Origin of the sequence: Micromonospora carbonacea, from assembly GCF_014205165.1 — a bacterium.
Taxonomy (GTDB): Bacteria; Actinomycetota; Actinomycetes; order Mycobacteriales; family Micromonosporaceae; genus Micromonospora; species Micromonospora carbonacea.
In genome coordinates, this window is record NZ_JACHMZ010000001.1 from 5,992,382 (window position 1) to 6,006,753 (window position 14,372).

Sequence of the window (14,372 nt, forward strand, 5' to 3'; positions counted from 1 at the left end):
CCGGGGCCGTCGCTACCGAATTGTCGCATTAGTCGCTTCGGCTCACCGCCGCTCAGACAACTAACCGACCGCACTCGGCGGCCGGGCGACTCCCGACGGTGACACGACGGGCCGGCGTGCTCTCACACACGCTGTCCGTCCCGTTCACCCGGACGGGTTACCCACGGCCCCGGGCGGACACACACCGGGGCCGCCCCGGTTGGGCTCACACCGGCGACCCTAGACCCGCCCGGTTACGCTTTGCGACCCCTCAACCGACGGATCAGGGGTGGGTCAGAACCGGTCGCTGGGGCGGTAGGTGCCCCAGACCTGGCGCAGGGTGCCGCAGACCTCGCCGACCGTGGCCCGCGACCGCAGCGCCTCCTTCATCGGATGCAGCACGTTGGCCGTGCCCTCGGCGGCGGCGCGCAGCTCGCCCAGCGCCCGCTCGACGGCGGCGTCGTCCCGCTCGACCCGCAGCTTCGCCAGCCGCTCGGCCTGGGCCGCCTCGATCGTCGGGTCCACCCGCAGCGGCTCGTACGGCTCGTCGGCGTCGACCGTGAACCGGTTGAGCCCCACCACCACCCGCTCGCCCGAGTCGATCTCCTGGGCGATCCGGTACGCCGACTGCTCGATCTCCCGCTTCTGGAAGCCCGCCTCGATGGCGTCGACCACCGAGCCGTGGTCGGCCACCCGCTCCATCAGCTCCACCGCGGCCGCCTCGATCTCGGCGGTCATCGCCTCCACCACGTACGACCCGGCGAACGGGTCGACGGTGGCGGTCAGGTCCGTCTCGTACGCGAGGACCTGCTGGGTGCGCAGCGCCAGCCGGGCGGCCTTCTCGGTGGGCAGCGCGATGGCCTCGTCGAAGCTGTTCGTGTGCAGCGACTGGGTGCCGCCGAGCACCGCGCCGAGCCCCTGGATCGCCACCCGGACCAGGTTCACCTCGGGCTGCTGGGCGGTGAGCTGCACGCCTGCCGTCTGGGTGTGGAACCGCAGCATCATCGACTTCGGGTTCTTCGCGCCGAACTCGTCGCGCATCAGCCGGGCCCAGATCCGCCGGGCGGCGCGGAACTTCGCGACCTCCTCCAGCAGGGTGGTGCGGGCGACGAAGAAGAACGACAGCCGGGGCGCGAAGTCGTCCACGGCCAGCCCGGCGGCGAGCGCCGCCCGGACGTACTCGATGCCGTTGGCCAGGGTGAACGCGATCTCCTGCGCGGGCGTCGCGCCGGCCTCGGCCATGTGGTAGCCGGAGATGGAGATCGTGTTCCACTTCGGCACCTCCGCCCGGCAGTAGGCGAACGTGTCGGCGACCAGCCGCAGCGACGGCTTCGGCGGGAAGATGTACGTCCCCCGGGCGATGTACTCCTTCAGGATGTCGTTCTGGATGGTGCCGTTGAGCGCCGTGCCCGGCACCCCGGCCTCCTCGGCGACGAGCTGGTAGAGCAGGAGCAGCACCGACCCCGGCGCGTTGATCGTCATCGAGGTGGAGACCTTGTCCAGCGGGATGCCGGCGAACAGCAGCCGCATGTCCTCGATCGAGTCGATGGCGACCCCGACCTTGCCGACCTCGCCGTGGGCGATCGGGTCGTCCGAGTCGTACCCCATCTGGGTGGGCAGGTCGAACGCGACGGACAGGCCCATGGTGCCGGCGCGCAGGAGCTGGTGGTAGCGCGCGTTGCTCTCGGTGGCGGTGCCGAAACCGGCGTACTGTCGCATCGTCCACGGCCGGGAGGTGTACATGGTGGAGTAGACCCCACGGGTGTACGGGAACTCCCCCGGCCCGCCCAGCCGGTCGGGCAGGTCCTCCGGCAGGTCCGCCTGGGTGTAGACGCCCTTGATCGGGAAGCCGGACTCGCTCGACCGCGGTTCGCTCATCCCCGGATGGTAGGACGTGCCGCCGCGCCGGAGGGTGAGGGATTCCGCACACCGGACCCCTGTCTTTCCCGGCGCCCTCGAGGGGTGAACACCTGGCCACGTAGGGTCCGGTTCGGTAAACGTCCGTCGCGTCGGGTTTCGCATCGGGCGTCGGAACCAGCAAGATAGGGGTGTTGTGTCCCAGCCCCCTCGATTTCCCCCGGTGGCTTTTCTGTGACTCAGATCCCGACGTGGAGCGGCGGACCAGTCAGCCCACCCCACGGACGTGCGGCAGCCGGCACCACCATCGGTGACCGATACTCGCTCCGGTCCGCGGTGGGCAACGGCGGCATGGGCACGGTCTGGCGTGCCACAGACACGCTGTTGCGGCGCGACGTGGCGGTGAAGGAGGTCGTCCTCCCGCCGGGCCTGGCCCCGAGCGACCGCGACGCCATGTACGAACGCACGCTGCGCGAGGCCCGCGCGGCGGCGGCCATCCAGCACCCGGCCGTCGTCCAGGTCTACGACGTGGTCACCGAGGGTGGCCGCCCCTGGATCGTGATGGAGCTGCTGGACGCCCGCAGCCTCGCCGACATGGTGATCGAGGACGGGCCCGTGGCCCCCCGCGCGGTCGCCAAGATCGGCATCGCCCTGCTCGGCGCGCTGGAGGTGGCCCACGCGAGCGGGGTGCTGCACCGCGACGTCAAGCCGGCCAACGTGCTGATCTGCACCGACGGCCGGTGCGTGCTCACCGACTTCGGCGTGGCCAAGCTCCCCACCGACGTGCAGCTAACCACACCGGGGATGGTGCTCGGCTCGCCGCACTTCATCTCGCCCGAGCGGGCCATGGGCCAGGACTTCGGGCCGCCGAGCGACCTGTTCTCCCTCGGCGTGACCCTCTACACGGCGGTGGAGGGCCGGCCCCCGTTCGACAAGGGCGACCCGATCGAGACCATGCACGCCGTGGTCGAGGACCCGCCGGCCACGCCGCAGCGCAGTGGCCCGCTGACCCGGGTGCTGATGGGGCTGCTGGAGAAGGACCCGGCCCGCCGCCTCGACGTGCACACCTCCCGCGCGATGCTGCGCGAGCTGCTCGCCGGCCCGCTGACCAGCACCGCCACCGCGGTCAACTCGGTCACCGACCCGTACGCGGTGGTGCCGGTCAAGCCGCGCCCGCCCGTCGTCGCGCCGCCGCCCGCCGAGGAGCCGAAGCCCAGCGGGCAGATCGGCGGCCGGGCGATGCTCGCCCCCGGCGAGTCGCTGACCGACCGGCTGGCCGAGCTGCGCCGGGGCGAGAAGGGCAAGAAGAAGACCGCCGCCGCCGCGAGCGCCGCCGCGCTGGACGACACCAGCGCCGACGCGCTCGCCGGCCCGCTGCACACCCCCACCGGGGCGATGACCGCGCCGCCCCCGCCGCCGGCCGGCCGCACGTACGGCGGCTCGGCGGAGGCGACCCAGCGGGTCGACGCGGGCAACGCCGCGCCGGAGGCCACCCAGCGGATGACGTACGGCGGCCCCGCCGACGCCACCCAGCGCGTGCCCCAGGGCGGCTCGCCCGACGCGACGCAGCGGGTCTCCGGCTTCGGCGGCGGTGCGGCCGACGCCACCCAGCAGGTGCCCGGCTTCGGCGGCGGCTCGCCCGACGCGACGCAGCAGGTGCCGTTCGGGCCCCGGCCGGAGGCGACGCAGCGGGTCACCTACGGCAGCCAGCCCGACGCCACCCAGCCGGTCCCCGGCTTCGGCGGCTCCCCCGACGCCACCCAGCGCGTCGGCGGCGGAGCATACGGCGGCGGCCAGTGGTCGGTGCCCGGCACCGGCCAGCCGTGGACCGCACCGGCCGCCGGCGCGCCCGCCCCGGCCACCGGCGGCGGCGCAGGCGGCCGCCTCGTCGCCACCGTCAAGGGCTGGCCGCGCAAGGTGCAGCTCGCCGCGGCGGGCGGCCTCGCCGTGCTGCTGCTGGTCGCCGTGTTCGCCTTCACCGGCGGCGACGACCCGGAGTCGCCGGCCACCCCGCAGGGGCAGCCGAGCGCGGGCGCGCCCGCCGGGCCCGGGGTGGAGATGCAGGAGCAGTCGGCCAAGGGCGTCACCGTGCAGGTGCCGAAGGGCTGGGAGCGCCGCAGCGCCGACGGGGCCGTGTGGGTCGACTACGTCGACCCGGAGGACAACGGCCGCAAGGTGCGCATCCTCTCCGAACGGTGGAGCACCTCGTCGATGCGCTGGGCCGAGTCCGCCGCGAACGGCCTGCGCAGCCGGTCGGCCTCCTGCCAGAAGCCGTACAACCAGGTGTCGATGACCGAGCAGGAGCTCGACGGCAAGGCGGCGGCGGAGTTCGAATACACGTGCGGCGAGGGCGACACCAAGCGGCACGGCGTGTGGCGCGGGGTGGTGCACGAGGGCAAGGTCTACTCGTTCTACCTCTCCTCGACCGACGCCCGGTTCGCCGAGAGCAAGCCGATCTTCGATCAGATGGTGGCGTCGTTCAAGCTCGGCGGCGGGAGCAACTGACCCCGGCCGGGCGACCCGACGGCGGTCGGCTCGGGCCGGCGCGACACCGGCCCGGCCGGGCCGACGCGACGTGGTGATCCGCCGCCGTGCTATCAAGAGCCATGGCGGCGGAACCCACTGACCTTGACGAGACGCGCGACCGCGACGGCGCGCGCGGCCTCGACGACCTTCGCGACCAGGCCCGGCGGTGGCTCGACGACGACCCCGATCCGGCCACCCGCGACGAGCTCCAGGCCGTGCTCGACGAGCTGCCGGCGAGCGCGCCCGAGCTGGCCGACCGGTTCGCCGGGCCGCTGACCTTCGGCACCGCCGGGCTGCGCGGCCCGCTGCGCGCCGGCCCCAACGGGATGAACCTGGCCGTCGTCACCCAGGCCGCGGCCGGGCTCGTCGCCTGGCTCGCCGCCCAGGACGCCACCGGCCCGCTGGTCATCGGGTACGACGCCCGGCACGGCTCGCGGGAGTTCGCCGAGCGCACCGCCCAGGTCGCCACCGGCGCGGGCCGCGCCGCGCTGCTGCTGCCCCGCCCGCTGCCCACCCCCGTGCTCGCGTACGCGGTGCGGCAGCTCGACGCGGCGGCCGGCGTGATGGTGACCGCCAGCCACAACCCGCCGCAGGACAACGGCTACAAGGTCTACCTCGGCGCGCAGCTCGGCGGCGAGCTGGGCGCGGGGGCGCAGATCGTGCCGCCCGCCGACGCCGGCATCGAGGCCGCCATCCGGGCGGTCGGCCCCCTCGCCGACGTGCCGCTGGGCCCGGCCGGGCAGGTCGTCGGCGACGACGTCGTCGTCTCGTACGTCGACCGGGCCGCCGCCGTGGTCGACCCGGCGGGGGCCCGGCGGCTGAAGGTGGCGTACACGCCGCTGCACGGCGTCGGCGCGGCCGTGCTGACCGCGGCCTTCGCCCGCGCCGGCTTCGGCATCCCCGGCGTGGTGCCCGAGCAGGCGGTGCCGGACCCGGACTTCCCGACCGTCAGCTTCCCCAACCCGGAGGAGCCGGGGGCGATCGACCGCCTCGTCGGCCTCGCCCGGCGCACCGACGCGGACCTGGCCATCGCCAACGACCCCGACGCGGACCGCTGCGCGGTGGCCGTCCGCGATCCCGCCACGACGGGCGCGGCGGGCGTCGCCGGCCCGGGCGCGAACGGATCCGGTGGCTGGCGGATGCTGCGCGGCGACGAGGTGGGCGTGCTGCTCGCCGACCACCTCATGCGCCGGGGCGTGCAGGGCCTCTACGCCACCACCATCGTGTCGTCCTCCCTGCTGCGGGCCATGTGCGCCGCCCGGGGCCTGCCCTACGACGAGACGCTCACCGGGTTCAAGTGGATCGTCCGGGCCGGCGGCGGCTCCGCCCCGCTCGTCTACGGCTACGAGGAGGCGCTGGGCTACTGCGTCGCCCCGGACCACGTCCGCGACAAGGACGGCATCACCGCCGCGCTGACCGTCGCCGAGCTGGCCGCCGGCCTGAAGGCGCAGGGGCGCACCCTCACCGACCGGCTCGACGAGCTGGCCGCCGAGTTCGGCGTGCACCACACCGACCAGCTCTCCGTGCGGGTCGACGACCTGCGGATCATCGCCGACACGATGGCCCGGGTGCGGGCGGCCACCCCGACGACGCTGCTCGGGCAGCCGGTGACCGAGGCGCGGGACCTGCTCCCCGAGGCGGACGTGGTGATCCTGCGCAACGAGGCGGCCCGGGTGGTGATCCGCCCGTCGGGCACCGAGCCGAAGCTGAAGGCGTACCTGGAGGTGGTGGAGCCGGTCGCGGACGACGACGTGCCAGCGGCCCGCAGCCGCGCGGCGGCGGCGCTGGCGGCCCTCCGCACGGAAATCGCCGCCCTGGTGTAAGGAAGGGCCCCCTATTAACGCCTACGGTATAGAAGGGTTCCCTTCTTACCTCTGAGACGGCGGGAGACGGCCGGACAGCCGACCATTCTCGAATGGGTTCGGCCTGGCGCGGCGCGTGTTCGACGGGGGCGGAGGGGCGTCGCGGGCGGTGTGCCCGTGCCGCCCCGCGGGGCCCGCTGGCTGCGCGGATCACGGCGGCGGGCAGCGCCGGCACCGAGACCGCACACACCAACCCGGCGTGATCCCTTGCTTACCAACGGTTCGACTCACTAGCATCGGCGCATCAGCTCCCACCATTTCCCGACGCCTTTGGCATTCAATTTCTTCGACGTTGCGAATGCGGTGTCCGGGTGTTGCATCTCCGGCGGAAAGGTATTGCACGGTGCGTGAAACACACGGCTCGACCGTGCCGCGACGGCAACTCGGCAGGCTGCTCACTCAGCTCCGCGAGAGCGCCCACGTCAGCATCGACGCGGCGGCCGGCGAGCTGGACTGCTCGCGGCAGAAGCTCTGGCGGATCGAGCGCGGCCTCACCTCGGCCAAGACGCCCGACGTGCGGATGCTCTGCGAGCTCTACCAGGCGACGCCCGACCAGGCGCGCGTGCTGCTCGGGCTCGCCGAGGTGAGCCGGGCGGAGGGATGGTGGCACGCCCACGGCAGCTCCGTGCCGTCGTGGTTCTCGCTCTACGTCGGCCTGGAGAACGCCGCGAGCGGCATCCGGCACTACAACGCCGAGCTGGTGCCGGGGCTGTTGCAGACCCCCGGCTACGCCACGGCGCTGTTCCGGCACAACCGGCCCGAGCTGGGCGAGGAGGAGCGCAAGAAGGCGGTCGGCTTCCGGCTCCAGCGGCAGGGGCTGCTGGCCCGTCGGCTGCCCCCGGCCCCCGAGCTGACGGTGATCCTCAGCGAGGCGGTGCTGCGCCGACCGGTGCCGGGCCGGGCGGTGATGGCCGACCAGCTCCGGCACCTGCTGGCCGTCGGCCAGCGGCACAACATCACCGTCCGGGTGCTGCCGCTGGCCGCCGGGCCGCCGTTGGCCGCCGAGGCCGGCACGTTCGTGCTGCTCGACTTCCCGCTCTCGGCGCTCGGCGCGCCGACCGAGCCGCCGACCGTCTACGTCGAGGGGCTCACCGGCGCGCTCTACCTCGACCAGCCGGCGGAGATCGCCGCGTACGAACGGGTCTGGTCCGGCCTGGATTCCCTTGCCCTCGGCGAGGGACAATCAGCGGAGCTGATCGATGCCATCCGGGGAGAGTGCTATGAGTGACCTGACCGACGCCCGCTGGCGCACCAGCACCCGCAGCGGCACCAACGGCGGCGACTGCGTCGAGGTCGCCGACAACCTCGCCGGCATCGTCGGCATCCGCGACAGCAAGGACCCGGGCGGGCCGGCCCTCACCGTCCCGCCCACCGCCTGGTCCGCCTTCGTCGCCGGGGTCAAGGCCGACCGCCTCGCTCCCTGACGGTCCCTCGCCCCTCGGGAGGCCGCCCCAGGCGCGCCGGCTCACGGGTCGTCGCCCCTGGAGCCGCCTCAGGGCCGCCGTTTCAGGGGTCGCCGCCCCAGGGCCGCCCGCTGTTCCAGGGACCCGCCGCCCTAACGCCGCCGACTGAGGGGCCGCCGCTTCAGCGGTCGCCGCCTCAGGCGCGCTTGCCGAGGGCGGCGTCGACCGCCTGACCCAGGGCGGTGACGACCAGGGCCACCGAGGGGCGCACCACCGAGTCGTCCAGGCTGACGGTGCCGGAGAAGCCGGCCCCGCCCGCGATCTCCTCCAGCCGCCGCCGGGCGTCGACGGCGGCGTCGCCGGTCAGGCCGAGCGCCGGCTCCATCCGCAGCACGGCGACCAGGGTGGCCAGCGCCGCCGTCGCCTCGTCGGGGAGCTGCCCGCCGGCCAGCGCCTCGGCGAGCCGCCGCCGGGTGTCCTCCTCCACCGTGGCGTCCGCCGTCGGGTAGCGGTGCACGTGGATGAAGCCCAGCTCCGTCTCCTCGACGTCGCGCACCACGCCTTGGGCGACCAGGGTCGCCAGGATCCGGTCGCGCAGGCCGTGCCGCAGCCGCTGCACCCACGACGACGGGCTGTGCGGGGTGTCGGCGGCCATCCGGCCCAGGACCTCGTCGAGGATCGGCTCGCCGGTGGGCGCGGGGTCCGTGACCACCAAATTCCCGTCGGCGTACGCGACCCGGCCGGCGAGGGCCAGCTCGATCAGCACGGCGGCGGCCATCCCGAGGTCGAGGCTGATCCGCGGCATGGTCGCCTTGCCGGATTCATCGTCGTACGCGAGGAGCAGCAACTCCTCGGCCAGCGCAACACCAGTCATGGCCCGAGACGGTAGCGCCTGAGCGCACCCCCGCGCGCCCCAACTCGCCCCGACGAGCGCACCCGCCTGACGAGCCGGCTCGACCCGCGCCTCCCGCCCGGGTGAGAAGGGGACCCTTCTATACCGTAAGCGTTAATAGGGGGCCCTTCCTTAGCACGTCAGAAGCGGGGCATGCCGCCGAACTGGCGGTCGCCCGCGTCGCCGAGGCCCGGGACGATGAACATCTTGTCGTTGAGACCCTCGTCGATCGAGGCGGTGACCAGGCGCAGCGGCAGACCGGACTCCTCCAGCCGCCGGATGCCGACGGGCGCGGCGAGCACGCAGAGCACGGTGATGTCGGTGCAGCCCCGGTCGGCGAGCAGCCGACAGCAGTGCTCCAGGGAGCCGCCGGTGGCGAGCATCGGGTCGAGGACGAGGACGGGCAGGCCGGCGAGGTCGCGGGGCAGCGACTCCATGTAGGCGCGCGGCTCGTACGTGTCCTCGTCGCGGGCGAGGCCGACGAAGCCCATGGACGACTCGGGGAGCAGGCCGAGCGCGGCGTCGGCCATGCCGAGGCCGGCCCGCAGCACGGGCACGAGCAGCGGCGGGTTGGCCAGCCGGGTGCCCTCGGCACCGGTGACGGGGGTCTGCACCGGGTACTTCTCGACGGGGAAGGAGCGGGCGGCCTCGTACACGAGCATGGTGGTCAGCTCGTGCAGCGCGGCCCGGAAGGAGGAGGAGTCGGTGCGCGCGTCCCGCATGGCGGTCAGCCGCGACTGGGCGAGCGGGTGATCGATGACGTGTACGTCCACGATCGGTCAACCTACCGAACGGTCGGGTCCCGGGACACGGGGAGCGACGCCGCTCACCCGGCCCGCACGGCGATCCTGGACGGTTGCCGTCACGACGGAGCGACAACTGTCAAGGTCCGCCGGTGGCCGGGCACCGCCCACCGGTGCCGCGTGACCAAGATCACGCGACGCGCGGGTGCGTAGACTTCCGGGCATGACGGCGACAGCGACGTCGGCCCGGTCGGATCTCTCCGAGCTGGGACGATCCGAGACCGCTCTGCGGACCTTCCTGCACGGCCTGCCGGGCGTGGACCAGGTCGGCGCGGAGCAGCGGGCGGCCCAGCTCGGCACCCGCTCCATCAAGACCACGGCCAAGGCCCAGGCGATCGACCTGGCCATCCGGATGGTCGACCTGACCACCCTCGAAGGGGCGGACACCCCCGGCAAGGTGCGGGCGCTCGCGGCCAAGGCGCTGCGCCCCGACCCGGCCGACCCGTCCTGCCCGCACGTCGGCGCGGTCTGCGTCTACCCCGCGATGGTGCCGCACGTGGCCGAGGTGCTGCGGGGCAGCGGCGTGCACCTGGCCAGCGTGGCGACCGCCTTCCCGTCGGGCCAGGCCCCGCTGGAGGTCAAGCTCGCCGACACCCGGGCGGCCGTGGCGGCCGGCGCGGACGAGATCGACATGGTGATCAACCGGGGCGCGTTCCTGGCCGGGCGCTACCAGGAGGTCTACGACGAGATCAAGGCGGTCAAGGAGGCCTGCGGCTCTGCCGATGGCGGTCGCCAGGGGCGACCGGCAGCCCACCTCAAGGTGATCCTGGAGACCGGCGAGCTGGCCACCTACGACAACGTGCGCCGGGCGTCCTGGCTGGCGATGCTGGCCGGCGGCGACTTCATCAAGACCTCCACGGGCAAGGTGCCGGTCGCGGCGACCCTGCCGGTGACCCTGGTGATGCTGGAGGCGGTCCGCGACTTCCGCGCCGCCACCGGGCGGCAGGTCGGCGTGAAGCCGGCCGGCGGGATCAAGACCACCAAGGACGCGATCAAGTACCTGGTCCTGGTCAACGAGACCGTCGGCGGCGACTGGCTGGACCCGGACTGGTTCCGGTTCGGCGCGTCCAGCCTGCTCAACGACCTGCTCATGCAGCGCACCAAGCTGACGACCGGCGTCTACTCCGGTCCCGACTACTTCACCCTGGACTGAGCGTGATCTTCGAATACGCCCCCGCGCCCGAGTCGCGCGCGATCGTCGACCTCAGGCCGTCCTACGGCCTGTTCATCGACGGCGAGTTCGTCGCCGGCGAGGACCTCCACAAGACGGTCAACCCGGCCACCGAGGAGGTGCTCGCCGAGGTCGTCTGGGCCGGCGGGGCCGAGGTGGACCGCGCGGTCCGCGCCGCCCGCACCGCGTACGAGAAGGTGTGGGGCCCGATGCCGGGCCGGGACCGGGCCAAGTACCTGTTCCGGATCGCCCGGCTCATCCAGGAGCGCTCCCGCGAGCTGGCCGTGCTGGAGTCCCTCGACAACGGCAAGCCGATCCGGGAGTCCCGGGACGTCGACCTGCCGCTGGTCGCCGCGCACTTCTTCTACTACGCGGGCTGGGCCGACAAGCTGTCCCACGCCGGGTTCGGCCCCGACCCGAAGGCGCTGGGCGTGGCCGCGCAGGTCATCCCGTGGAACTTCCCGCTGCTCATGCTGGCCTGGAAGATCGCCCCGGCGCTGGCCGCCGGCAACACGGTGGTGCTGAAGCCGGCGGAGACCACCCCGCTGACCGCGCTGCTGTTCGCCGAGATCTGCCAGCAGGCCGACCTGCCGGCCGGCGTGGTCAACATCGTCACCGGCGCGGGCGACACCGGCCGGGCGCTGGTGGAGCACCCGGGCGTGGACAAGGTCGCGTTCACCGGCTCGACCGAGGTGGGCAAGGCCATCGCCCGGTCCGTCGCGGGCACCCGCAAGAAGGTGACCCTGGAGCTGGGCGGCAAGGCCGCGAACATCGTCTTCGACGACGCGCCGGTCGACCAGGCGGTCGAGGGGATCGTCAACGGCATCTTCTTCAACCAGGGGCACGTGTGCTGCGCCGGGTCGCGGCTGCTGGTGCAGGAGTCGGTCGCCGAGCAGGTGCTGGAGTCGCTGAAGCGCCGGATGGCGCTGCTGCGGGTCGGCGACCCGCTGGACAAGAACACCGACATCGGCGCGATCAACTCGGCCGAGCAGCTCGCCCGCATCCGCGAGCTGTCCGACGCGGGCGCGGCCGAGGGGGCGCAGCGCTGGTCGCCGCCGTGCGAGCTGCCCGAGCGCGGGTTCTGGTTCGCGCCGACGATCTTCACGGGGGTCACCCAGGCGCACCGGGTCGCCCGGGAGGAGATCTTCGGCCCGGTGCTGTCCGTGCTGACGTTCCGCACCCCGGCCGAGGCCGTCGAGAAGGCCAACAACACGCCGTACGGGCTGTCGGCCGGGATCTGGACCGACAAGGGTTCCCGGATCCTGTGGCTGGCCGACCGGCTGCGCGCCGGGGTGGTGTGGGCCAACACGTTCAACAAGTTCGACCCGACCTCGCCGTTCGGGGGCTACAAGGAGTCGGGCTACGGTCGCGAGGGCGGCCGGCACGGGCTGGAGGGGTACCTCGATGTCTGAGCGGGTCGCGGTGCGCAAGACGTACAAGCTCTTCATCGGCGGGAAGTTCCCGCGCAGCGAGTCGGGACGGTCGTATCTCGTGCAGGACTCCAACGTGTCGCTGGCCTCCCGCAAGGACGCCCGGGACGCCGTCGTCGCCGCCCGCGCCGCCGTGCAGGGGTGGGCCGGGGCGACCGCGTACAACCGGGGTCAGATCCTCTACCGGGTCGCCGAGATGCTGGAGGGCCGCCGCGAGCAGTTCGTGGCCCTGGGCGTGCCGGGCGACGAGGTCGACGCGGCGATCGACCGCTGGGTCTGGTACGCGGGCTGGGCCGACAAGCTCCCCCAGGTCTACGGCGGCGCGAACCCGGTCGCCGGGCCGTACTTCAACCTGTCCGCGCCCGAGCCGACGGGCGTGGTGGCCGTGGTGGCCCCGGCGGCCCCGGCGCTGCTCGGCCTGGTCAGCGTGATCGCCCCGGCGATCGTCACCGGCAACACGGTGGTGGCGGCGGCCTCCCCGACCGAGCCGCTGGCGGCGGTGACCCTGGCCGAGGTGCTGGCCACCTCCGACCTGCCGGGCGGGGTGGTGAACGTCCTCACCGGCGCGCTCACCGAGACCGTGCCGACGCTGGCCGCGCACATGGACGTCAACGCGATCGACCTGACCGGGGTGGCCGACGCGGCGCTCGCCGCCGAGCTGGAGGTCAAGGCGGCGGAGAACCTGAAGCGGGTGCTCCGGCCGGCCGCGGCCGACCACGACTGGCACGCCGACCCGGGCGTCACGCGGATGACGGCGCTGCTGGAGACGAAGACGGTGTGGCATCCCAAGGGGGTCTAGCTTGTGGGGTTTTCGGGGGGAGCCCACCCGCTCCGGGCGGTCAGGCTTGATCCCTCCGCGGGCGGGCTCCCCCCGAAAACCTGACCTGGGCCGAGCCGCGTGAGGGTTACGGCTCACGTGTGCTGCCGTGGGACGGGTCTACTACGGGGGGTAGGATTCATGCGTGACGCGGCTGGGTGATCTTGAGCGGGCGGTGATGGACGTGCTGTGGGACACCGTCCCGGGCACGTCGGACGGGGCGACCGTGCGCGAGGTCGCCGAGGCCCTCGACGGCCGCGAGCTGGCGTACACCACGGTGATGACCGTGCTGGACCGGCTCGCCGGCAAGGGCATGGTGCGCCGCCAGCGGGAGGGGCGGGCCTGGCGCTACCAGGCCGCGGCCAGCCGCGAGGCGCACATCGCCCAGCTCATGCTCGACGCCCTGGACCTCGGCGGCAGCCGGGACGCCGCGCTGGTGCGCTTCGCCCGGTCGGTGACCGGCACCGAGGCCGAGGTGCTGCGCGCCGCCCTCGGCGCCGAGGCGGCCGCCCCGCCGGCCGAGCGCGCCGGGGCGGGACCGCTGGCCGACCGGGTCGACGCCCCCCGGGCCGACCGAGCCGGGCAGCCCGCCCTCGCCGACGAGGCGACGGACCGGTAGGGCCGGCGTCATGGCGTACGCCGTGCACTTCGCCGGGGCGGTCCTGGCCTGCTACCTGACGGCGCAGGTCCTGGCGGCGTCGACCTGGACGTGGCGGGCCCCCCGGGTGGCGATCGTCTGCTGGCAGGCGGTCGGGCTGGCGCTGGGGCTCTCCGCGATGGGCCTGCCGATGGCGCTCGGCGTGGCCCCGTACGACCGGCCCACCGGAGGCGCGCTGCTCGCCCTGGCCGACGACCTGGCCCACGGCACCCTGCCGGCCGGGCTCGGCGCGGTCCACCTCGGCCTCGTCGGGGTCGGCTTCGGCATCGGGGCGGTGCTGCTCGCCACGACGGTACGCAGCGTGCACGCCACCGTCCGGGCCCAGCGGCGGCACCGGGACCTGCTCGCCCTGGTGGCCCGGCGGGACCCGGAGGTGCCCGGGGCGCTGGTACTGGACCACCCGGGCGCGGCGGCCTACTGCCTGCCGGGCGTGCGGCCCCGGGTGGTGGTCAGCGCCGGGGCGCTGAGCATGCTCGACCGGGCCGAGTTGGCGGCGGTGCTGACCCACGAGCGGGCGCACGCGCAGGAGCGGCACGACCTCGTGCTGCTGCCGTTCACCGCGCTGTGCCGGGCGCTGCCCTGGTTCCGCTGGGTGCGCGACGCGCACGAGCGGGTCGCGCTGCTGGTCGAGATGCGCGCCGACGACAAGGCCCGCGAGGTGCACGCCGAGGCGCCCCTGGCGGGGGCGCTGCGCCGGTTCGCGGCGGCCGGCCACCGGATCACCCCGGCCGGCACGCTCGGGCTCGGCGACCGGGACCTGGACGTACGCGTCCAGCGGCTGCTGGTCGCCGACCGGCCACCCCGGCTGCTCGGGGCCGCCGCGCTGACCGTGGCGGCCAACCTGGTCGCGCTGCCGGTCTCCCTCTTCCTGAGCTGAATCCCCGCTTCCGTTGATCATGTCGGCGAGCAGCGGCAGATCATGTCGGCGGGCTGGCGGGATCCGGCGGCCGGGACACCGCCACGACGCCGACATG

The 14,372-nt window shown here is 74.0% G+C and carries 12 protein-coding genes; 9 read left to right on the plus strand and 3 right to left on the minus strand.

Going from position 1 to position 14,372, the window contains the following annotated elements; translation table 11 throughout:
• Positions 1-273: 273 nt before the first annotated feature.
• Entirely contained in the window at positions 274-1,857 is a 1,584-nt protein-coding gene (locus HDA31_RS24910) for an acyl-CoA mutase large subunit family protein (RefSeq protein WP_178063346.1), read from the minus strand.
• Positions 1,858-2,070: 213 nt separating this feature from the next.
• Between HDA31_RS24910 and HDA31_RS24915 the strand changes: the two genes are divergently transcribed.
• The 4 genes from HDA31_RS24915 to HDA31_RS24930 all read left to right on the plus strand — a co-directional run bounded on the left by HDA31_RS24915 (position 2,071) and on the right by HDA31_RS24930 (position 7,648).
• A complete protein-coding gene (locus tag HDA31_RS24915; RefSeq protein ID WP_246384385.1) occupies positions 2,071-4,341 on the plus strand; it encodes a serine/threonine-protein kinase in 2,271 nt (756 codons plus the stop codon).
• A 101-nt stretch (positions 4,342-4,442) separates the two neighbouring features.
• Positions 4,443-6,185: a phospho-sugar mutase gene (locus HDA31_RS24920; RefSeq protein WP_178063344.1), complete on the plus strand. Its 1,743-nt coding sequence runs from the start codon at positions 4,443-4,445 to the stop codon at positions 6,183-6,185.
• 337 nt (positions 6,186-6,522) lie between these two features.
• Positions 6,523-7,452 (plus strand): helix-turn-helix domain-containing protein, encoded by a 930-nt coding sequence (locus HDA31_RS24925; protein WP_221486683.1) that lies wholly within the window; start codon positions 6,523-6,525, stop codon positions 7,450-7,452.
• Complete coding sequence (locus HDA31_RS24930) at positions 7,445-7,648, plus strand: DUF397 domain-containing protein (protein WP_178063342.1); 204 nt, start codon at positions 7,445-7,447, stop codon at positions 7,646-7,648. Before HDA31_RS24925 ends, HDA31_RS24930 begins: the two co-directional genes overlap by 8 nt.
• 175 nt (positions 7,649-7,823) lie before the next feature.
• Here HDA31_RS24930 and HDA31_RS24935 read toward each other — a convergent pair whose 3' ends face one another.
• Both HDA31_RS24935 and upp read right to left on the minus strand, forming a co-directional pair.
• Positions 7,824-8,501 carry a GOLPH3/VPS74 family protein gene (locus HDA31_RS24935; RefSeq protein WP_178063341.1) on the minus strand — a complete coding sequence of 226 codons (678 nt, stop codon included), beginning with the start codon at positions 8,499-8,501 and terminating at the stop codon, positions 7,824-7,826.
• A 158-nt stretch (positions 8,502-8,659) separates the two neighbouring features.
• On the minus strand, positions 8,660-9,292 hold the full coding sequence (gene upp / locus HDA31_RS24940) for a uracil phosphoribosyltransferase (protein WP_074476743.1): 633 nt from the start codon (positions 9,290-9,292) through the stop codon (positions 8,660-8,662).
• 193 nt (positions 9,293-9,485) lie between these two features.
• On the opposite strand from upp, the gene deoC reads away from it, so the two are divergent.
• From deoC to HDA31_RS24965, 5 genes are all read left to right on the plus strand, one after another.
• Positions 9,486-10,475, plus strand: a complete 990-nt coding sequence (gene deoC, locus HDA31_RS24945; protein WP_178063340.1) for a deoxyribose-phosphate aldolase — start codon at positions 9,486-9,488, stop codon at positions 10,473-10,475.
• Positions 10,476-10,480: 5 nt separating this feature from the next.
• The gene (locus HDA31_RS24950) at positions 10,481-11,905 is read left to right on the plus strand and encodes an aldehyde dehydrogenase family protein (RefSeq protein ID WP_178067104.1); all 1,425 of its coding nucleotides are present in this window, start codon (positions 10,481-10,483) and stop codon (positions 11,903-11,905) included.
• Positions 11,898-12,722: an aldehyde dehydrogenase family protein gene (locus HDA31_RS24955; protein ID WP_178063339.1), complete on the plus strand. Its 825-nt coding sequence runs from the start codon at positions 11,898-11,900 to the stop codon at positions 12,720-12,722. The genes HDA31_RS24950 and HDA31_RS24955 overlap by 8 nt, the downstream gene beginning before the upstream one ends.
• Positions 12,723-12,885: 163 nt before the next feature.
• Positions 12,886-13,359 (plus strand): BlaI/MecI/CopY family transcriptional regulator, encoded by a 474-nt coding sequence (locus HDA31_RS24960; RefSeq protein WP_178063338.1) that lies wholly within the window; start codon positions 12,886-12,888, stop codon positions 13,357-13,359.
• Between the two features lie 10 nt (positions 13,360-13,369).
• A complete protein-coding gene (locus HDA31_RS24965; RefSeq protein WP_074476747.1) occupies positions 13,370-14,275 on the plus strand; it encodes a M56 family metallopeptidase in 906 nt (301 codons plus the stop codon).
• The last annotated feature ends 97 nt before the right edge of the window (positions 14,276-14,372 follow it).